Origin of the sequence: Vibrio sp. AND4, assembly GCF_000171815.1 — a bacterium.
Taxonomy (GTDB): Bacteria; Pseudomonadota; Gammaproteobacteria; order Enterobacterales; family Vibrionaceae; genus Vibrio.
Genome location: NZ_ABGR01000004.1, coordinates 162257 through 181770, shown reverse-complemented (window position 1 = coordinate 181770; position 19514 = coordinate 162257). Strand labels below are relative to the sequence as shown.

General features: G+C 44.0%; 15 protein-coding genes and 1 tRNA gene. 10 read left to right on the top strand and 6 right to left on the bottom strand.

What is annotated here, in order from left to right; genetic code table 11:
- The first annotated feature begins 45 nt into the window (after positions 1-45).
- Both choW and choV read left to right on the top strand, forming a co-directional pair.
- A complete protein-coding gene (gene choW, locus AND4_RS07495) occupies positions 46-888 on the top strand; it encodes a choline ABC transporter permease subunit (RefSeq protein ID WP_043991556.1) in 843 nt (280 codons plus the stop codon).
- Position 889: 1 nt separating this feature from the next.
- A complete protein-coding gene (choV, locus tag AND4_RS07490; RefSeq protein ID WP_009842340.1) occupies positions 890-2077 on the top strand; it encodes a choline ABC transporter ATP-binding protein in 1188 nt (395 codons plus the stop codon).
- Positions 2078-2184: 107 nt separating this feature from the next.
- Here the strand turns inward: choV and AND4_RS07485 are convergent, their stop codons facing one another.
- The 4 genes from AND4_RS07485 to AND4_RS07465 all read right to left on the bottom strand — a co-directional run bounded on the left by AND4_RS07485 (position 2185) and on the right by AND4_RS07465 (position 9841).
- Positions 2185-2841 carry an NAD(P)H-dependent oxidoreductase gene (locus tag AND4_RS07485; protein WP_009842339.1) on the bottom strand — a complete coding sequence of 219 codons (657 nt, stop codon included), beginning with the start codon at positions 2839-2841 and terminating at the stop codon, positions 2185-2187.
- Between the two features lie 546 nt (positions 2842-3387).
- Positions 3388-5061 carry a response regulator gene (locus tag AND4_RS07475; RefSeq protein ID WP_043991537.1) on the bottom strand — a complete coding sequence of 558 codons (1674 nt, stop codon included), beginning with the start codon at positions 5059-5061 and terminating at the stop codon, positions 3388-3390.
- 43 nt (positions 5062-5104) lie between these two features.
- A complete protein-coding gene (locus tag AND4_RS07470) occupies positions 5105-6247 on the bottom strand; it encodes an EAL domain-containing protein (RefSeq protein WP_009842336.1) in 1143 nt (380 codons plus the stop codon).
- Positions 6248-9841 carry a transporter substrate-binding domain-containing protein gene (locus AND4_RS07465; protein ID WP_043991554.1) on the bottom strand — a complete coding sequence of 1198 codons (3594 nt, stop codon included), beginning with the start codon at positions 9839-9841 and terminating at the stop codon, positions 6248-6250.
- Between the two features lie 359 nt (positions 9842-10200).
- On the opposite strand from AND4_RS07465, the gene AND4_RS07460 reads away from it, so the two are divergent.
- Both AND4_RS07460 and AND4_RS07455 read left to right on the top strand, forming a co-directional pair.
- Positions 10201-11199, top strand: a complete 999-nt coding sequence (locus AND4_RS07460) for a DUF2804 domain-containing protein (protein ID WP_009842334.1) — start codon at positions 10201-10203, stop codon at positions 11197-11199.
- A gap of 9 nt (positions 11200-11208) precedes the next feature.
- Positions 11209-12066, top strand: coding sequence for a sterol desaturase family protein (locus AND4_RS07455; RefSeq protein WP_009842333.1), 858 nt, complete (start codon positions 11209-11211; stop codon positions 12064-12066).
- Between the two features lie 226 nt (positions 12067-12292).
- On the opposite strand, the gene AND4_RS07450 is transcribed toward AND4_RS07455, so the two are convergent.
- A tRNA-Gly gene (locus AND4_RS07450) sits at positions 12293-12367 on the bottom strand.
- A 273-nt stretch (positions 12368-12640) separates the two neighbouring features.
- Between AND4_RS07450 and AND4_RS07445 the strand changes: the two genes are divergently transcribed.
- From AND4_RS07445 to AND4_RS07435, 3 genes are all read left to right on the top strand, one after another.
- Positions 12641-13159, top strand: coding sequence for a DUF4136 domain-containing protein (locus AND4_RS07445; protein ID WP_009842332.1), 519 nt, complete (start codon positions 12641-12643; stop codon positions 13157-13159).
- A gap of 113 nt (positions 13160-13272) precedes the next feature.
- Complete coding sequence (locus AND4_RS07440; RefSeq protein WP_009842331.1) at positions 13273-13722, top strand: hypothetical protein; 450 nt, start codon at positions 13273-13275, stop codon at positions 13720-13722.
- Between the two features lie 53 nt (positions 13723-13775).
- On the top strand, positions 13776-14462 hold the full coding sequence (locus AND4_RS07435; RefSeq protein ID WP_009842330.1) for a DedA family protein: 687 nt from the start codon (positions 13776-13778) through the stop codon (positions 14460-14462).
- Positions 14463-14526: 64 nt separating this feature from the next.
- Here the strand turns inward: AND4_RS07435 and AND4_RS07430 are convergent, their stop codons facing one another.
- Positions 14527-15168 carry a murein L,D-transpeptidase catalytic domain family protein gene (locus tag AND4_RS07430; RefSeq protein WP_009842329.1) on the bottom strand — a complete coding sequence of 214 codons (642 nt, stop codon included), beginning with the start codon at positions 15166-15168 and terminating at the stop codon, positions 14527-14529.
- A gap of 1376 nt (positions 15169-16544) precedes the next feature.
- Here AND4_RS07430 and rbsD point away from each other — a divergent pair.
- The 3 genes from rbsD to rbsC are packed head-to-tail and all read left to right on the top strand — an operon-like array spanning position 16545 to position 19473.
- The gene (rbsD, locus tag AND4_RS07425) at positions 16545-16964 is read left to right on the top strand and encodes a D-ribose pyranase (protein ID WP_009842327.1); all 420 of its coding nucleotides are present in this window, start codon (positions 16545-16547) and stop codon (positions 16962-16964) included.
- Between the two features lie 23 nt (positions 16965-16987).
- Positions 16988-18493 carry a ribose ABC transporter ATP-binding protein RbsA gene (rbsA, locus tag AND4_RS07420; protein ID WP_009842326.1) on the top strand — a complete coding sequence of 502 codons (1506 nt, stop codon included), beginning with the start codon at positions 16988-16990 and terminating at the stop codon, positions 18491-18493.
- The gene (rbsC, locus tag AND4_RS07415) at positions 18490-19473 is read left to right on the top strand and encodes a ribose ABC transporter permease (RefSeq protein WP_009842325.1); all 984 of its coding nucleotides are present in this window, start codon (positions 18490-18492) and stop codon (positions 19471-19473) included. The genes rbsA and rbsC overlap by 4 nt, the downstream gene beginning before the upstream one ends.
- Positions 19474-19514: the final 41 nt, after the last annotated feature.

Genomic DNA, 19514 nt, shown 5'->3' with positions numbered 1-19514 from the left:
CAGCAGGTGGGCAGTGACGCTCACCTTTTACACAAAGGGTTTATTGTGAATTTTATTACGGACAACAAACTTCCGTTGGGCGAATGGATGGAAATGGGCGTGGATTGGTTGACTATGAACGCGTCGGGTTTCTTTGATGCAATCTCTATTTTTCTCGAAACCATCATTCTATTCGTGGTGGATATTTTCAAATGGATGCCACCGGCTGCACCTATCATCATGACTGCAACGATTGCGTGGCTGTTACACCGCAGCATCCCTCTCGTCGTGTTTATTGTGTTGGCGTTGCTGACCATACTAAACTTGGGCTACTGGCAAGAAATGCTGGAAACCTTTGTTCTCGTCTTCGCTGCGACAACGATTTCCGTATTAATTGGCGTGCCGCTTGGTATCATGGCGGCGCATCGTCCGTGGTTGTATACCTTATTGCGCCCGATACTCGATTTGATGCAGACCGTTCCAACGTTTGTGTATCTGATCCCAACACTGGTTCTGTTTGGTTTAGGTATCGTTCCGGGGCTGATTTCCACCATTATTTTTGCTATTGCTGCGCCGATTCGTCTGACTTACCTTGGTATCACCAAAGTGCCAGAAGAACTGATTGAAGCGGGTAAAGCGTTTGGTGCCAGCCGTATGAAATTGCTATTCAAAGTTGAGCTTCCAGCGGCACTGCCAAGCATTATGGCGGGTGTGACTCAGTGCATTATGTTGTCACTTTCTATGGTGGTGATCGCCGCATTAGTGGGAGCAGATGGTTTAGGCAAACCTGTTGTAAGGGCATTGAATACAGTGAACATTTCTCAAGGTTTTGAAGCCGGTTTAGCGATTGTTTTGGTCGCGATTATTCTCGACCGCTTGTGCAAGGCGCCAAATCAAAAAGAGGCATAACATGGATGCAATTAAGATTGAAAACCTCGACGTTGTGTTTGGTCATCAGCAAGAGCAAGCATTGGCGCAACTTGACCAAGGTAAATCTCGCCAAGAGATCATTGATGAAACCGGACAAGTGGTCGGGGTGGATAACGTCTCGCTAAACATTAAGCAGGGTGAGATTTGCGTATTGATGGGGCTGTCGGGTTCGGGTAAATCCAGCTTACTTCGTGCCGTTAATGGTTTGAATGCGATCTCTCGCGGCTCCCTCAAAATCAAAGATGGCGACGACATGGTCGAGCTTGCCAACTGTGACGAACAGACTCTACGTAACCTGCGTACCCATCGCGTGTCGATGGTGTTCCAAAAGTTTGCGCTTATGCCGTGGTTAACCGTGTTGGATAACGTTGCCTTTGGGCTTGAGATGCAGGGCATCGGCAAAGCTGAGCGTCGTAAAAAAGCGCGTGAACAACTTGAAATGGTTGGGCTGAGCGAGTGGGAGAGTAAGTTCCCGCATGAGCTTTCAGGTGGTATGCAGCAAAGGGTTGGTTTAGCTCGTGCTTTTGCTATGGATACTGACATCTTGTTAATGGATGAACCGTTCTCTGCGCTCGATCCACTGATTCGCGCTCAGCTTCAAGATGAATTGATTCAATTGCAAGAGAAGCTCAACAAGACGATTTTGTTTGTTAGTCACGACCTAGATGAAGCGCTGAAAATCGGCAACAACATTGCGATCATGGAGTCGGGCAAACTGATTCAACACGGCAAGCCTGAGCAAATTATTCTTGCGCCAGAAAACGACTATGTAGCGGACTTCGTCGCTCATACTAATCCGCTTAATGTATTGAAAGGCCGTTCACTGATGCAAGCCAGCACAGAGCTTAAGCAGCTAAATGACCGCGTATTGGTGTGTGCAGATAAGCAGATTTGGGTTGAGCAAGAATCGAAAGGTTTAGCGCTTCTGGACTCTGATAAATCATTAGTGAATTGGGAGAGCGATTCAACCACGCTCGATGACATAGGCGAAAACACCGTTGTGCAAGCCAATCCAGACATTAGCATGCGTATGGCGGTTGAATTGAAGCAGCGCAGCAATCAACCCATTTTGCTTGTAGAAGAGAGCAAGTTGGTGGGGGTGCTGAGTGACAACGAGCTGTATGACGCGTTGCTCGGTAACTTTAAGTCCAATCAAGTCGTGTCGTGACCGATAGTACCTTCTATTGAAAACAAAACAGCCGCTGCTTTTAGGCTGAGAAGCAAAAAGCAGCGGCGAGTATTTTTTAACAATGGCTTAGGCAGAATACCAGCTCATTAAAGCGTGGTAATTACGTCGTCCATGTGTAAACGTGCTTTTGGTCGGCCGTAGTTGTAGTCTTCGCCGTCTTTGTGATAACCGATAGCCAGTGCAATTTCACATACGTGGCCGTCTAATTCTGCTTTAAATTCTTCGCCGATCAGTGTTGGGTCAACACCTTCCATTGGCGTAGAGTCGATACCCAAACGTGCCAGTGTGTGCATTAGGTTACCAAGAGCGATGTAAACTTGCGCTTTTGTCCAACCGTCGTTGTAGCCGTTTTCGTCTGTGTTTGCTTCAGCAAAAGCGTAAGCCCCCATAAAAGTGTCGTACATGTCTGCGGGTAGGTGACCGGAGGTGACTTCAACATCAACACGCTTAGCAAATTTCTCTTTGGTGAATTTTGGGTCATGCGCTAGCAGAATGGTGTGTGATGCTGCTTTAGCGTGCGGTTGATTGAATTGGTGCATGTTAGCGAATGTGTTGTGGAAACGCTGCTTCGCCTCATCACTTTCAATGACAATGAACTTCCAAGGTTGAGAGTTAATCGAAGACGCAGACAGGCGAATGGATTCCTTGATGATTGCCATCTCTTCTTGAGAGATGCGTTTCTCTGCGTCATATTTTTTCGCTGTGTAGCGGTTGTTTAGGTCTGTGATGATTTGATGAGACACGTTTATACCCTCTAATAGTATTTACAAATGAGGATGCGCTTAGCATCGGTAACCATGCGTACCTCGAAAGTGAGCTCATCATATCGATTTTTCTCGAAGTGAGAATACGCCTTTCATTTAAATCACTTTCTACTTTTTATTGAAAATGGAATCCCATGAGTTGAGAAGGACAAGAAAAAGGGTGAGTGTGACTCAGATTAATAGTTGAATAGTAATGTAAAAACTAAAGCAAAAATTAATGCGATAAGCTATCGTGACGCTCGTTACCAACTAATCAGGGCTTTCATCGATTGTGGTTAGTAAGAAAACCAGTAAACTACTAAGAATCAACGACAAGAAGATAAGTTGGAAATTATGATGTTAATTGCGATTCGATTGGTGAAGCTTGCTGTTATTTCTGCGGTGTTCTTTACTATCTACGATTTGATTGCTTTCGGTGAGGTGACTTGGATTCACCGTTTCTTCAATCTTTAAACCGAAGCGACATATACAACGAAACTGCATTTAAAACGAAACGACAGGGGGGAGTACCCTCTTTTGGGCAGTTTACTTCCCCCGTTCTCTATAGCTGTTTTTTACCGACACATGCATGCAGCGATCTTGGGCGAGTAAAAGAAATTTATCGTAATCACTTTGCGCTAGTTCCTCCCTCGTTACTAATTGCCTGACGATGTTATCGCATCGTTTGATCAAGATTTCGACTTCTAACGATGATTTGTTGCTTGGTAAGGCGCGCGTCAATACTTTTATGATGTTGATGCAAACCGTTCGCAATAATGGACAGCGTAAATGAAGCTCGACCAAGGCATCAATCAGAGCTTGATGGTCTTTTTCTGCTGCCCTGATTTTTTTGTATTGCGCCTGCATCCAAGCTTGGCGCTCTGCATTGTCAGCCTCAAGGTAGCGACCAAGGGTAATTTTACTTGAAAGAATCGTGTCGCTTGAATCGGTTTTTAAGTTTTCAAAACACCAGGTGATCGCGTGGGAAAACTCCGATTCGAAGTTCATCTCGTGCAGCAGCCAAGCAAAGTGGAATTGCGCATAAAAGTGAGTGAAGGGTTTACGTCGATATAAATCACTGAGAACTTTAAACGCTGCAAAGAACTGGTTTTCTGCAATAGCAAGGTGTGCGACGATCAGATCAAGCTCGTCCTTAATCGCCTTGTTTTCTGGTCCAACGGAGATCGACGTAAACAAATTCTTTGCTTTTATCAGCAGATCCTGCCGGCCTTCCAATTTATGTGCGCAGTAGAGTAAATGTCGAATCAAGTTTAGCTGTGCATAGATATCATTGCGGTAGGTGTCTTTGTTAATTTCCATATACGCTTGGTAGTGTTGCAGTGCAGAATAGTAGTCATGCACCGCCAAACACAAATTAACGATCACCAACTCACGCTCTGAATTACCCTCAACCAAGCGGTTCGCCAACTCTAAATGCTTAATTGCACTCGGTACTTGGTTATTAAGCATGTTGAAGTTAGCGACACATTCTCGTACTTCGACATTGTTTGGTGACTCTGCTAACAAAGTTTGTATTAAGTGTTGCGCTTCATCGTGCTCAGCCATTGAAAGTAAGGTGTTTGCTAAGCCGATTTTCGCCCAGTTAACGTCCTTACGCTCGATGACATGTTCGTAAACACTTTTGGCTTCGTGGTATAACTCCAAACGCCTAAAAAAGTCAGCGCGAAACTTTTCGATAATGAAAAAGTATTCGGGGTGAAACGGTGTTAGATCCTCACACGCAACTAAACCGGCTTGAGCATCGTTGCTGAGCTCTGCTTGATAGATGGCCTGTAATGTGTTTTTGCGTTTCACTGCTGCTGAAATACGTTCTCGTAGTGTGTTCGAATTAAAAGGCTTTAGCAGGTATTCGTCAGGCTTTAGCTCTATGATGGCGCGGACAATGGTTGCGGAGCTTTCTCCAGTAACAAGGATAAATATGGTGTCATGGTTAAGCAGTTTTAAGTGTTTAAGTTCTTCAAATAGTTGTTTTCCATTCATCCCTCGACCAAAGTTGTAGTCACAGATGATAAGGTCGATACGCTGTTGCTGAGCAATAGAAATTGCCCCTTTTGCTAAGCGAGCGGTGAAGATGCGTTTTTCAGTAAAACCAAGCTTGGTCAACATGTTACGTAGTGTAAGTACCACGATAGGCGCATCGTCGACGATTAATACATTGTACTGTGAGAAAGATGTGGTATTCATTTCAAAATGACTCATAAAATGAACTTTTCAGCTATGTCTAAAAGTCGCAGAGCTCGAATTAGATCAAAGCTTCCAGTTGCTCAAAGGGGATGGGACGAGAGCGAAAAAAACCTTGATAAAGATCCACACCAAGTTCGCTTAGGTAAGTCAAAGTCTCATGATCTTCCACACCTTCTGCCACCGATTTAAGCCCCAAGGATTTAGCGAGATGCAGACTCGATATGGTGATTTGCTGACTTTTGAAGTTGCCTAAGGCATCTTTTATAAATTGACGGTCAATTTTTAATTCAGTGTAAGGTAGCGTTGCTAGTTGGCTCAGTGAAGAGTAGCCAGTACCAAAGTCATCGATGGCTAGACCAACACCTTTTAAGCGTAAGTTAGCGAGGTTAGCAAGTGACGTGACGCAGCAGCCATACACCTCATCCTCAGTCAGTTCAAGGGTGAGGCGTTCAGGCGCAACTTGGTATTGTTCACATAGTGCAAATAGTCGCTCACTCATAGGCTGCTTGAGCGTTTTTTGGTTCATATTTACTGATAAGTTGATATTCATTCTTAGCTTGGATATGTCTTGCAGCGCGTTCTCCAGCACTATCCAGAATAGTTTATCTAACTCATTACGAGTTTGAATCTCAGCAATAAATTGCGCGGGTAAGAGCATCCCGTGTTGCGGATGTTGACAACGAACTAAGGCTTCGACCCCAACCAAGCGGTTATCCTCTGTTGAGTATTGAGGTTGATAGTAGTTGATAAACCAATTTCGAGTGAAAGCGGTATTGATGTCTTCGTTACTCATCAATTCTGGTAAAGCCCCCACTTGATCTTTCAATTTGTATTGTTTTAATTCATTGAAGATCTGGTTTAACTGTTGATGAGAAAACGGTTTAGTTAGCGCTCGAACGAAGGGGTAACCTGCAGACAGGCACATGTTGTAAGTAATCTCGACTACGTCCTGTGTCATTGCGCTTAAAATCACTACGCACTTTGGTCGATGGTTCTCTGCTAGGGTAGACAGTAGGTCGACTCCGTTGATGTCTGGCAAACCAATGTCGCAGAACATGACATCAATGGGCTGGGCTTTGCAAATGGCCTCGACTTCACAGCCTCGGTGGACGATGGTGATTATGCTCTCAAGTAGGCGATTAAGAACAATTTTTAGATTGATGGCTTGTAAGCGATCGTCTTCAACAATCAAAATGTTCATTTAGTTACTCTCACCCATATCCAGCCACTGCTGAGTGCTGTTGACGATAGTTTTCAGTTCATGAATAAGTGCAGTGCGAGCTTGAACCTCCTGCTCACTGCCTGCTAAAGACTCACATTGTATTGCCGCATACCCAAGTTGGGTCAAATTGAGTGCAGCGGCTGATCCTTTGATACGGTGTGCAATGGACTTAAGGTTTTCTTCTCCGTTATGTATCAGTGCGATATCATTGCTTAGTGCCTCACAAATCACCTGTGCCATTTCGACTTTCTCTTCGCCGTTATAGGCTTGGTGCCAGTTTTCTTCAAAGTCAGTGTTGAATTCTCTCAATAGATATTGTTCGCACAATGCTTGTAAGTCACTCAGGTTGTATGGTTTAAACAACACGGTTTCAATACCGTGATGCGCTGCTTTTTCAATGACATTCCGTGAGTTTTCTGCCGTGCAGGCTACAACGGGAATGGACGCAAAATTTGGGTTTTCTTTCAGTCGCTGAGTCAGCTGATATCCATCCATATCGGGCATGTGGCAGTCGGTAATAACAAGGCTAAAGGGGGCGTTAGCCTTGTTATTTTCCGATTGTGTTAATGCTTCAATCGCCTCTATACCTGTCGCTGCGAGTTGACAAGTGATTCCCATTTTTTCAAATTGACGCTTAAACAATAATCGGTTGATTGGATCATCATCGACAACTAAGACACGGCCGCTGCACTGGCATGTTTGATTTTGTTGAGGTTGATTTCGCGTTATTACATCGCCATCCAGTTTGCGCAAAATCAAATCTGGGTACACGTTGGCGGAATGTGGCTCTAACTCGAATTTGTGATGCTGGCTCTCAAATTCATCGAGCGGAACCTGCCAGGCGTTCAACCATTGTTGGACTTGCTTGTTGTCGGTGTAAACTGGAACCAAGGAAGTCAAATCGAGCGGCTGACTAACCATTGGCAGCGTTATCGTGATGGTGGTGCCTCGCGTTTTTTGGCTTTCAACCTCAATGGAACCATCCATAATGTCGACCAAGCTTTTCACAATAGACATGCCTAGCCCAGTTCCTCCGAAGCGGCGACTTATGCTTTTGTCGCCCTGTACGAAGGGTTGGAACAGGGTAGCCAGTTGTGCCGTGTTCATTCCACAACCTGTGTCTTGCACACCGAGTTCCAGCTGGTTTGGGCCTACGTGAACGTTGACAATAATCTTGCCTCGCTCGGTGAACTTTACCGCATTGCTTAATAAATTGTTGATGATCTGGTTGACTCTTAACCAATCTAGCTCCACCATCGCATGAGGTGTCGGAGTCCAACTGAGTTCAAAGCTTAGTGACTTTTGTTCGATGGCTTTCTCAAAGCTGCGCAGTGTGGAGCCTAACTCTTGATAGACATTTCCTTTCTGAACATCCAACTGAAGCTGATTGGCGTTTATTTTAGAGAAATCCAGAATGTCATTGACGTGCAACTGTAATCGCTCTGCTGATTGCATCGCGTTCTTTAACAGTTCTCGGCTTTTTATCTGCTCCAAGTCTTGCTCTAACAATTCCATCAAACCTAACATTGCTGCAATTGGCGTTCGGAGCTCGTGACTAACCACTGCCAAAAAGTGTTCACGAGCTTCGATAGCTTGCATGGCTTTCAAGTTTGATACTTTCAGTGCGGTTTCTTTCTGTTTAAGTTCACTCACGTCATCAAATACCGTCATGCAGTATTGAGTTTCTTCCTCTGGGTGATGCAGTGTTTGCTTGCGCACGCGGTAGTGTTTGTTGCCAAACGAAAACAAAGACGTCTCAGCGAACTCTGAACCTACGCTCGAACATTCTCGTGTTAGATTAAGTATTTTTTCTCTTTCCTCTTCCGTGATGCCGCTATCGGCATTGGAACGTGAAAGCATGTTGATAAAGGGCTTGTTGGCCAGAATCTGTTTGTTATTGCCGTCAGAGATTAGAATTTTATTCGGTAGCTGATCCAGTACGGAAGACAGCCACTTACTCTGCTTTTGTCGAATCTGAGTTTCGTACTCTTTGCGTTTGATTGTGCGAGTAAGTTGGCTCGTTCTGAGTGAATAAATAAGCAATGCAACCAACAAAATACAGACGCCAAACAATGCCCAAATAACGACGATTTCTCTTTCAATACCGTAGTATACGGTAACTTTGTTATGTCGCTCTTTAAGTTGTTGAAGCTCTTCTTTCGTGGTGATCTGAAGCACGGTATTGAGCACACGACGCAGAAAGTCTGAGTCTTTTCTCAGCTCCATACCCAAGGTGACTTCTAACTTTAAGTCATCGGGTGGCGTTACCGTTTTAAAGTAGCCTTCGTGAACATGATGATTGATCAAACTTTGATTGACGAAAGCATGGGAGACATCACCATTAACCAAGGCTTTTTTCAGGCTAGTAAAATCACGGTAAATGGTCGCGGATGCATATTCTGGATAATTGATAAAATGCCTATAGAAATTACCAGAGCGATCCAAAATACCTACCGTTTGCTGTGCATCCTTATTCAATGACTCGATATAGCCGTACTGGAGAGTGCCGAGAGAGCGGGTTTTAATAACCCGCTCTTTGTTTGTCAGTGCGATATTACGTGCTGGTAGGACGTCAACGATGTTTTCTTGCAGCATCCAATCGAGATCCCGACCATTAGGGGGGATGTATTCAAACCTAAGCATGCTTTTTTGTTCGATCAGCTTGAGTAAATCGTGTATGTACCCCTTAATTTCTTTGGTTTTGGGGTCGATATAAGAGAGCGGGTACACGTTATCCTTAATGGTGTAGCGCACTTTTTGATGCCCGTTTTTTTGTTGCAAAATCTCTAGCATGAACTCGTTGTGTAAAACGTTAATATTCTCTTCAATTTGGACAAGGTTGTGCTCAGATTTTTTAGTGTAGTCAATGTATTTGTTGATGATACTCATCAGCTGGCGGGATTTCTTTTCAGTAAAGATCGTAATAGCGCCGGGAGCGAGCGATTTTACATAAAGTACTTTTCCTTTGATCTTGCCTTGAGGATTCTTAAAACCATAAGTACTTAGGGTTGATAGGCCGACGATTGCTGCGTCTGCAACCCCTGTGTTTAACGATGTTGTCATCATGACACTGTTGCGCACGGTATGGACGTGCTCAAATCCGAGCGCTTCTATTTGTTCACAGGCACTTGAGTCTTTAACGCAAACCCACTTAAGTTCTTTTAGAGGTGTATTGCTCAAAGAGGCGTCACGTAACCAAACTAAGCGTAAGGTCTGAAACATAGGGTCCGAGAGCAAAAAGCGCTCTGCTCTTTTTTTGGTTGCAATAAAGCCAACAGTGAGATCTATCTCGCCGTTTTCTAGACTTTCAAAAAGGGTGTTAAGGTTAAAATAAGAAACATACTCAGCTTTAATGTTCAGTGCCTGCGTCATGTTTTCTGCATACTCGATGTTGATGCCTTCTTTTGACCCAAGACTTCCCCAATAAGGCAGCCAATCGCCAGCGAGCACGCCAATCTTTACCGTTTTGTGTTTGCTCAGAAACAATCGCTCCTCTGTCGTAAGAAAATCTTCTGCTACTGCGCTAAGAGAAAAAGTGATGAGCAATAGTGTGATTGAGGCAAACAGTTTCACGATTTTATTGTTCCAAGTGTGGCGCGAATCAAAAGGGAGCCGGATCGTATAGCTTTTCACCGATGGTCGCCAATCAAGGATGTTTGTCTTGTCGACAAGTTCCAATTGAGGTTTCGTAACGTGAAGCAAGACATTTCCTTTTTCATAATGGACAGCACTTGCGTTAAGCAGGGGTTGTGCAAGCTTTAGCGTTGCCGGAAGCAACACATAGCTCGAATAGGATTGATGGTTTTCACACTTCAGTCTGTTGGAAGCGGCTATCTGGGCCAATCTTGTGCAGTAGCGCAAGTTGTTTGATGTTGAGTTAATGTTAAAGTTGTGTGATGTGCCATTGATTGATAACGAGCATAGATGTGTAAATGCCTTTGAGCCCTTTTATCCAAACTAGCGGGTTACCTCAATTTGGTCACCTAGCCTCGATACCGGAGTCGCTGCAGTTGGATGCGTTTCGTTATCTCGATGAGATGGATCAACCTGTGTCTAGTTGGCGTAAGCGATTCGATTATAAGCAGTTCCAATTTGTCTCACTCACGACACAGGACTATATTATTGGTGTTGCAATAGCCGATATTCGCTATCTAGCGTCGGGATTTTGCTATGTGTTCGACATTGAAACCCATGAGCTGGTGGAACAGCAGTGGCTAAAGCTGCTTAATATGGACTATCAAACACAGCCTTCTAGTTGGAACAGCCACGCATACCTCGCGAACAATGCCATCCAGTTCAAAATTGAAAACGGAGAATGGCACATACGACTGTCTACGGATCTTATTCAAGCTGAATTGCGGTTAAAGCCGGAGCCGGAGAGCTTACCTTTGATGCTATGTACACCAACCGCATATTCGGGTTGGACATACACCCAAAAACATAATGCGCTTACTGCACAAGGAACGATGTATTTGAATGGGCGACCACTCAAGCTGACGAATGCAGTCGCTGGTTATGACTTCTCTGCTGGTTATATGCGAAGAGAAACGAGTTGGCGGTGGGCAAGTATTAACCACCACAGTGATGGCAAACGCATTGGGCTCAACTTTGCTGCTGGGGTGAATGAAACTGGCTATTGTGAAAATGTGATATGGATTGATGGTGAGCGTCATTTGATGCCGCCTGTACAATTTCAATTTTCCCGTTTACATCAAGAAGCCCCGTGGCGAATTACTTCACAAGACAGGAGTATCGATTTGGTATTCACGCCTAAAAATCAACGCTCAGAGAAAAAAAACTTTTGGTTGCTGAAGAGTAACTTTCGACAATTTGTCGGCTATTTTTCTGGCTATTTGATTGATAGTAATGGAATAAAGCATGAGCTCGACGAGGTGATGGGACTCACCGAAGATCATTATGCGAAATGGTAGGGAAGGGCAATGGAATGGTCAACAATGACGGAGCATCCTGATTTATTACTGATGTTGCTCGCGCCAATATTTTTTCTTTGTATTGCGGCTGAATATTGGTTTGGGCAACGCGGTGGTCGATTACCCGAGAGTGCTCGATACTATTTACCTGAGGTGGTGTGTAACTTCGTTTTAGCGGGGCTTCATCAAGCGGCGGACATTCTAACAGGGGTGCTGATCGCCAAGCTGTACTTGTGGTGGTTTGGCTGGCGTTTGTTTGATATCGAGATGACAGTTTCTACTTTCCTGCTGCTAATGGTCTTACAAGATTTCTTCTATTACTGGTTTCACCGAGCAAGTCATCGTATCCGCTGGATGTGGGCGGCACATGTGGTGCACCACAGTTCAGAGCGCATGAACTTCAGTACGGCATTTCGTCAAAGCTTAATGTATCCACTGGCGGGGATGTGGCTGTTCTGGTTGCCTCTCGTCATTATTGGTTTTGATCCCAAATGGGTAGTGTTTGTCGTGTTACTCAATCTGGGGCTGCAATTCTTTGTTCATACTCAGTCGGTTCGCTCACTTGGACCTTTAGAGTGGATCTTCAACACACCCTCTCACCATCGCGTCCATCATGGCGTGAATCGTCAATACATTGATAAAAATTACGCAGGGGTGCTGATTGTCTGGGATCGTATGTTTGGCACATTTGAGCCAGAGGTAGAAACTGTTCGCTATGGTATCTCAAAGCCCGTTAACAGCTTTAATCCAATAACTGTGACGTTTGCGGAATGGAAAGATATGTTCAAAGAGGTGACGCGCCCGAATTTGTCTTGGCGTCAGCGCTGGCGGTGCTTGGTTGCTCCACCGTCCGATACAATTGAGTAGTGGTTCTGTAATTTAACCAAACGAAACATTATTGGTTCTTTATCGTGCGAGATAATGTTGTTTTAATTTCTGTAGTGGTAGTGGTAGTGGTAGTGGTAGTGTCACTTGAAAGGAACGAGGTATCGAATTTTCTCAGCCGCACTAAGGTATTTGTGGATAAGTCACAAGTAACAAATAGGTGTTTAGGGAAAGGATATTTCGTAAGCATTTAGCTTGAAACTAGAATTGGAGCGGGCAGCGGGAATCGAACCCGCATCATCAGCTTGGAAGGCTGAGGTAATAGCCATTATACGATGCCCGCGCATCGATAGGACACGCTCAATATGCCAGATTGGTTGAAAAAGAAAAGCCTTTTTTGCTCAATAAGTTGCTGAGTGAGCAAATAAATATCATTTTGTTTAAAAAGCACACAAAAAAATGAAAGTTACCTGCCAAATGGCCATTGAATCACTTTCTCAGCTTGTTATTTACTTCGATTAGTATGAATACTGAAATGATTCACTATGTTCTTAGGTTCGTAGAATTTGAGAATGCAATTCGCTAAAGATTGGCACAAAGATAAAGGAGATAGGCTATGTGGAAAAGTTTATTGGGTGCGCTGTTCGTTATTTCTGTGACAGCGTGCACCACCGTTATAACGGACGTGGACAAGCAAGCAGATTTTTCAACCTACAAGACGTTTGACTTTGGTGATAAATCTGACATTCCCGCCAGTTTGGATGCCCGTCGAATCGAACAGGGGCTATCGTCTCTAATGGAATCAAACGGACTGGTACGCGTACAAACTGATGGTGACTTATATGTACACCACGACATCGTTAAAGAAACTGAACTTGTTTCTTCAGGGTCAAGCTTGAGTTTTGGTTACGGTTGGAACAGTTTCGGTGTCGTGACGTCTAGCCCAGAGCGCTATCAGGAAAAAAAGTACGGCAAACTGATTGTGGAACTGGTTGATACCAAAGCCAATCAAGTGGTGTGGAAGGGAATCTCTAGCCGCAGGTTGACCGAATCAATGAGCACGGAAAAACGGGAAGCCTTGATTGCTGAGGAGATAACGAAAATGTTTGAAAACTATCCTTACAGCAAGAAGTGACCTCACAGCAAGAAGTGATCCAAGGATTATATTACGGGTCTATGGCGCGAATCGCCATTGGTAAAAATCGCTTTGTAGTGTCGATTAAGGATCTGAATTGAAAAGCTTTGCGCATGGCGTTACAACTGCATGTCGTTGTGGTTTGGGGGCATTTTGTGCGTGCTTACTTAGTCTGTCTGGTGGGGCTTTTTTTTGCGCTTATGGCTCTTGGATTGAGTCAGGGTTCATCTTCTCCCAAAACCTCCTACGCCGTTATTCACACCTCGTTATTGAGTGATGGCAAGGCGCATTTAAAGAAGGTGCCGCTTCTTCCTGTACGTATGTTGACTGTCAGCTTATTCAGTCGAGGTGTACTCCGAGTTAATCATCCCACTCAGTCAACAGGATGGGATAACATTGCACTGCTACCAATACATTGGGCGGCTTACATTACGGATTTCAGCAAACTTTTCCTCTCCGATGTGGCGTTTCCTGTGCTTCATATTTTCTATTTCCACTCAAAGTATCGGTTGGCGGCAGGCAAAGAGGCCAACCTAATTTACCGCTTTATTCATGCGCGGTGATTCCTATTCATTTATTCGTTAGTTAGGTTTGATTATAATGTTTGGGAGTTGTTATGTTTGATTCAATTATGCAGGTGCTACTTGCGTTGTGGCACCAAGACTTTATGGCACTGATGGCACCAGGTAGTACAGGAATCATCTATTTTGTGGTCGGTGCACTTATTTTTCTTGAGAGTGGCTTTATCCCCGCTGCGCCTTTTCCTTGTGACAGTGTGGTGGTTCTTTCCGGTACTTTAGCTGCAGCGGGCGTCCTTGAACCGATAACGATCATCTTGGTTATTGCGGTGAGTGCGGCAATGGGAAGTTGGGCGGCGTATTTGCAAGGGAAAGGGCTAAACCGGTTACCACAGGTGCAGAGGTGGGTAAGTGCGGTTCCAGTGAGACGTTTGCAACAAGTTGACACACTGCTTGGTAAACATGGCTTGATTGCCTTGTTCTGTGCGCGTTTTATTCCGGTTGTACGTTCTTTGTTGCCATTGATGATGGGCATGCGAGTAAATCGCGTGAGTAAGTTCCATTACTTTGCTTGGCTAAGTGCGATTCTGTGGACCTTACTTTTGTGTGGTTTCGGTTTATTGTTGCCTTTACTACCAGAAAAACTCAACAAAATTATTACCATGGGGCTCATGGCCGCACCAGTCATTACGTTAACCATTGCTATTGTGAGTTTTGTTGTGGTCAAGGCACGAAAAGCTTGGAGTAAGTGGAAAACACCACCCCAATTGCCGTCGTCGTTTTAGCGAGAAGCTCGAAAAGTAAAAGGGCGCTATGAAAGCGCCCTTTTGGAAGGTCAAACAAGAAATCTTAAGCGCTTGCGTAGATAACACTGCCGCCCTTAATGGTATCAATGATTTCTCGGGATAGCTTTTGTGGCAGAGCAGGGCAACCCCAGCTGCGCCCAAGATAACCATTCTTCTTGATGAAAGAAGGGTTCGCATAGTCTGCACCATGGACCACTATGTAACGCTCACGCGCTTTGTCGTTAACACCAGATGTGAGTCCCTCCAAGCGCAGTGAATAACCGTTTGAACCATAGTATGTTGTGTCGGTTAAGAATGTCCCCAAAGATGTCTTGCGTGAATTGACAACATTGGAAAACTTGGTTGCTGTTTTCTTGCCGCTGTTTACACCGTGAGAGACATAGGTGTTAAAGATAAGCTTCTTCTTGTCTAAGTCGACTACATAAAAACGTTTTTCAGTAGAGGGCTTACTGTAATCGATGATAGTCAAAACTGGCTTCCTACGCTCAGGTGCTTTCTTGTACGCTAAGAACGCTTCATTGAACAAGCTGAAGTCAATAACACCTTGCAAGTTGGCTTCTTTGTATGTCTTTTCAACAATTTGTTTGGTGGCCGTAGTCTCTGCAGATTTGCTTGAGTGATGTGCAAATGCAATAGGAGAAACTGCCAGCGAAGTCCATATCAATAATAAAAATAGCTTTTTCATTTGTACTAAATAAAACTCTTGGTTTGACAAATTTAACGACTGCGTCGTGCAGTCGTTAATACAGCATGTACATCAATTTAACTCTATTCTCAATGTTGCCTATTATGCGCAATAATACCTACTAGGTGACAATACATGGTATTTGGCATAGGTAATTGATAATTCAAGTAACTCACTGACTTACAATAAACATTGATAGATTAATCGATGACTTTAAAAAACCTTCAAAACGAATACTAGCTGATTTAGATTATTAATAAAACTGTGTTTACTGATGTTTACTCAAGTGAGGCATACAATAAAACACCGTTTAATTGTTTTGTAAATTACAATATCTTTTGAATTCAATGATCTTCTTCCAAACTGAGCACTCGCAAAAATTTTTTAGACTGTGATCCTAGTCGTAACAAAATATGACGTAACACAATGAGAGCGTATTGAACGCTACTATGGGCTACTGAGCTTGTTCAACCAAATCTCTGGCAGAGGGTATCGATAATGGAGGTTATGATGGTATCTCGTTCCACAAGTGAAGAGTGAACGTATGTAATGAGATTCAGGTTTGAAAGGCTGGGGATTTTGCAAGGTATGATTGTGCTACCCGGTGAGCAAGTGATACTAGACGAATACTTCTATTAATTATTATTATTTAGTTATTAATTGGATGGGAGGCATATGGAGCTAAGATTCAGAATTGTGAATAAGCTTTCGATAATAATCACTTGCTGTTGTTAAATATAATAGAATCATGCAAATATCAAAGATAGAGGTTCGTTCTAGAAATAGGGAATAAGCACTAGATGCTAACAATTGATGATTATTGAAAAAGATAATGATTTTATTGATCATTTAATGGTTGAAATATTATTAATATTTTTTGTTTATACAATTGGACTTATCTATTCAACCCACCAAAAATACAGCCCTCACAGCGCGGTTGTTGACTTAAATACTAAGGTTGCAGCGATGTGAAATCCCCCAACTCATAACAGGTTTTTGGCACCAGCAGTTTTTAACAAGATACATGAGTCCAACGATATGTTGCTGGAGAACGAGTTGCCTCGACTTAAAACCAATTGTGCTTGCTGAACTCAGCAACTCAGGAGTGCTTTTGATATCGTTTAATTGATGACTTTAGGTGCTCGCTGATTCGCTAACGAAACGTTTCGATTGTAAAATGTGACTTCAACATCTTTTTCTTACTCGCTTATTAGTCAATTGAAGATCATTCTCACACCTTATTAATCTGCAGCTGGTCAATTCTTTTTGACGTTCTATTATGGCATCGAAACGTTTCGATGAGTATTTTGTCAATATATTTTAACCCAACATAAATGCTCGCTGTTGTATGAACGTGTAACCGAAAGGTCGATGAGATGAAAAAAAGTACTCTAATTAACTCGGAAATTTCTTACTTGGTGGCGACACTGGGTCATACCGACGAAATTACCATTTGTGACGCGGGCTTGCCAATTCCTGACCATGTGCAACGTATTGATTTGGCGTTGACCCATGGCGTTCCGGGTTTCCTTGATACTGTTCGTGTGATCCTGTCTGAATCCCAAATTGAGGCTGTCATCATTGCTGAAGAGTTCGCAAAAGTTAGCCCAGTTCACCATGACGCCTTGATCTCTGAACTAGCAAAAGAAAGCGAGCTGATAGACAAGCAAATTGCGATTAACTACGTATCGCACGAAGCTTTTAAAGCTCGTACAGAACGCAGTCGCGCTGTCGTTAGAACAGGTGAGTGTACACCATACGCGAACGTTATTTTCCAAGCTGGCGTGGTGTTTTAAGTCGAAATATTTGAGGATAAGTTATGACTCAAGCCATTCTACAGCTGAGCGATATCGAGAAAGCTTTCCCCGGCGTAAAGGCACTAGATAAAGCTAGCCTTAATGTTTATCCAGGTCGTGTCATGGCCTTGATGGGCGAGAACGGGGCAGGGAAATCTACCTTAATGAAAGTGCTGACGGGCATCTATCAGATGGATGAAGGAAGCATCAAATATCGGGGTCAGACAGCGGCGTTTAAAGGTCCACGTGACTCTCAAGAAGCGGGCATCAGCATCATTCACCAAGAACTGAACCTGATTCCTGAACTGACGATTGCTGAGAACATCTACCTAGGTCGTGAATTTACCGGCGCAATGGGCCGTATTCAGTGGGGTAGAATGTTTGAAGAGGCGGATAAGCTTCTCAAGCGTCTAAACGTAAAATACCCATCAAAAACATTGCTTGGTGACTTGAGTCTTGGCGAGCAACAGATGGTTGAGATTGCCAAAGCGCTGTCCTTTGAATCCAAAGTTATCATCATGGATGAACCAACCGATGCGTTGACTGACAAAGAAACAGAATCACTATTTAAGGTAATTAACGAGCTTCGCGCTCAAGGTTGCGGCATTGTTTATATCTCGCACCGCCTGAAAGAAATCTTCGAAATCTGTGATGATATTACCGTGCTACGTGATGGAAAGTTCATCGGTGAGTGTGAAGTTAAAGATACCAACGAAGACGGACTTATCGAGATGATGGTAGGCCGTAAGTTGGAAGAGCAGTACCCGCGTCTTGATGTGACGCACGGCGATATTTGCCTTGAAGTGATTGGTTTAACTGGGTCAGGTGTGTACGACATCAATTTCACACTTCAACGTGGTGAGATTCTTGGCGTATCTGGCTTGATGGGCGCTGGTCGTACTGAGCTGATGAAGGTGATTTACGGTGCGTTACCAAGCGAACGCGGCGTTATCAACCTAGACAATAAAACCATCAACCCAGTCAGCCCACAAGATGGTTTGGCGAATGGTATTGCTTATATCTCGGAAGACCGTAAAGGTGATGGCTTGGTATTGGGCTTGTCAGTAAAAGAGAATATGTCTTTGTGTGCGCTAGATCAGCTCACGAAAGGTTGCCAAATTCAACACGGCGAAGAGGCCGTAGCGGTTGAAGACTTCATCAAACTGTTCAACATCAAAACGCCAACTCGTGACCAAATCATTGGCAACCTTTCTGGCGGTAACCAACAAAAAGTGGCGATCGCTAAAGGCTTAATGACCAAACCCAAAGTTTTGATTTTGGATGAGCCAACTCGCGGTGTTGACGTTGGCGCGAAGAAAGAAATCTACCAGTTAATCAATAAGTTTAAAGCCGATGGTATGAGCATCATTTTGGTTTCATCTGAGATGCCAGAAGTGCTCGGCATGAGTGACCGCATCATGGTAATGCATGAAGGTCGAATCACAGGCGAATTCGATGTGGAAGACGCCGACCAAGAAACACTACTCGCTTGTGCCGTAGGCAAGCGGACGAATGAGGAAGCAGCATGAGTACTAATACCATGAGCAAACCCAATGAAACCACTAGCAAGAAGCTGTTCACAAAAGAGTGGCTGATTGAACAAAAATCACTGATTGCACTGTTGTTTTTGATTGTTGTTGTGTCTTTTTTGAACCCAAACTTCTTTACGGTAGACAACATTCTTAACATTCTGCGTCAAACCTCAGTTAACGCGATCATCGCCGTGGGTATGACACTGGTTATTCTGACAGCGGGCATCGACTTGAGCGTAGGCTCTGTACTTGCGCTATGTGGTGCCTTCGCGGCAAGTATGATTGCGCTAGAGGTGCCCGTACTTATCGCGGTACCGACTGCACTGTTTGCTGGTGCGGCACTGGGAGCAATAAGCGGTATCATCATTGCCAAAGGTAAGGTTCAAGCCTTCATAGCAACACTGGTTACCATGACGTTATTACGTGGTGTAACCATGGTTTACACCGATGGTCGTCCTATCTCTGCGGGTTTTACTGACACTGCTGATGCATTCGCATGGTTCGGTACAGGTTACGCACTTGGTATCCCAGTACCAGTTTGGATGATGGTCGTTGTTTTTGCTGCGGTTTGGTACCTACTGAACCACACTCGTTTTGGTCGCTACGTGTATGCACTTGGAGGCAACGAATCAGCTACGCGTCTTTCTGGTATCAATGTTGATCGTGTGAAGATCGGTGTTTACGCCATCTGCGGTATGTTGTCAGCGCTTGCAGGCATTATCGTTACGTCTCGTTTGTCTTCAGCGCAGCCAACAGCGGGGATGGGCTACGAGCTTGATGCTATCGCAGCGGTAGTTCTTGGCGGTACCAGCTTGATGGGTGGTAAAGGCCGCATCATGGGTACCTTGATTGGTGCTCTGATCATCGGCTTCTTAAATAACGCGCTGAACCTGCTTGATGTTTCTTCTTACTTCCAAATGATTGCGAAAGCAGTGGTTATTTTGCTGGCGGTTCTGATAGACAACAAAAACAAGTAATTGATATTCAAAAATCTCTATTAAATCCTGAATAAGAACCG

Bases quoted from the DNA above. Each gene is read 5' to 3' on its own strand.
- choV (WP_009842340.1), top strand. From the start codon at position 890: ATGGATGCAATTAAGATTGAAAACCTCGACGTTGTGTTTGGTCATCAG.
- AND4_RS07475 (WP_043991537.1), bottom strand. From the start codon at position 5,061: ATGAGTCATTTTGAAATGAATACCACATCTTTCTCACAGTACAATGTA.
- AND4_RS07470 (WP_009842336.1), bottom strand. From the start codon at position 6,247: ATGAACATTTTGATTGTTGAAGACGATCGCTTACAAGCCATCAATCTA.
- AND4_RS07460 (WP_009842334.1), top strand. From the start codon at position 10,201: ATGCCTTTGAGCCCTTTTATCCAAACTAGCGGGTTACCTCAATTTGGT.
- AND4_RS07455 (WP_009842333.1), top strand. From the start codon at position 11,209: ATGGAATGGTCAACAATGACGGAGCATCCTGATTTATTACTGATGTTG.
- AND4_RS07445 (WP_009842332.1), top strand. From the start codon at position 12,641: ATGTGGAAAAGTTTATTGGGTGCGCTGTTCGTTATTTCTGTGACAGCG.
- AND4_RS07440 (WP_009842331.1), top strand. From the start codon at position 13,273: ATGGCGTTACAACTGCATGTCGTTGTGGTTTGGGGGCATTTTGTGCGT.
- AND4_RS07435 (WP_009842330.1), top strand. From the start codon at position 13,776: ATGTTTGATTCAATTATGCAGGTGCTACTTGCGTTGTGGCACCAAGAC.
- AND4_RS07430 (WP_009842329.1), bottom strand. From the start codon at position 15,168: ATGAAAAAGCTATTTTTATTATTGATATGGACTTCGCTGGCAGTTTCT.
- rbsD (WP_009842327.1), top strand. From the start codon at position 16,545: ATGAAAAAAAGTACTCTAATTAACTCGGAAATTTCTTACTTGGTGGCG.
- rbsA (WP_009842326.1), top strand. From the start codon at position 16,988: ATGACTCAAGCCATTCTACAGCTGAGCGATATCGAGAAAGCTTTCCCC.
- rbsC (WP_009842325.1), top strand. From the start codon at position 18,490: ATGAGTACTAATACCATGAGCAAACCCAATGAAACCACTAGCAAGAAG.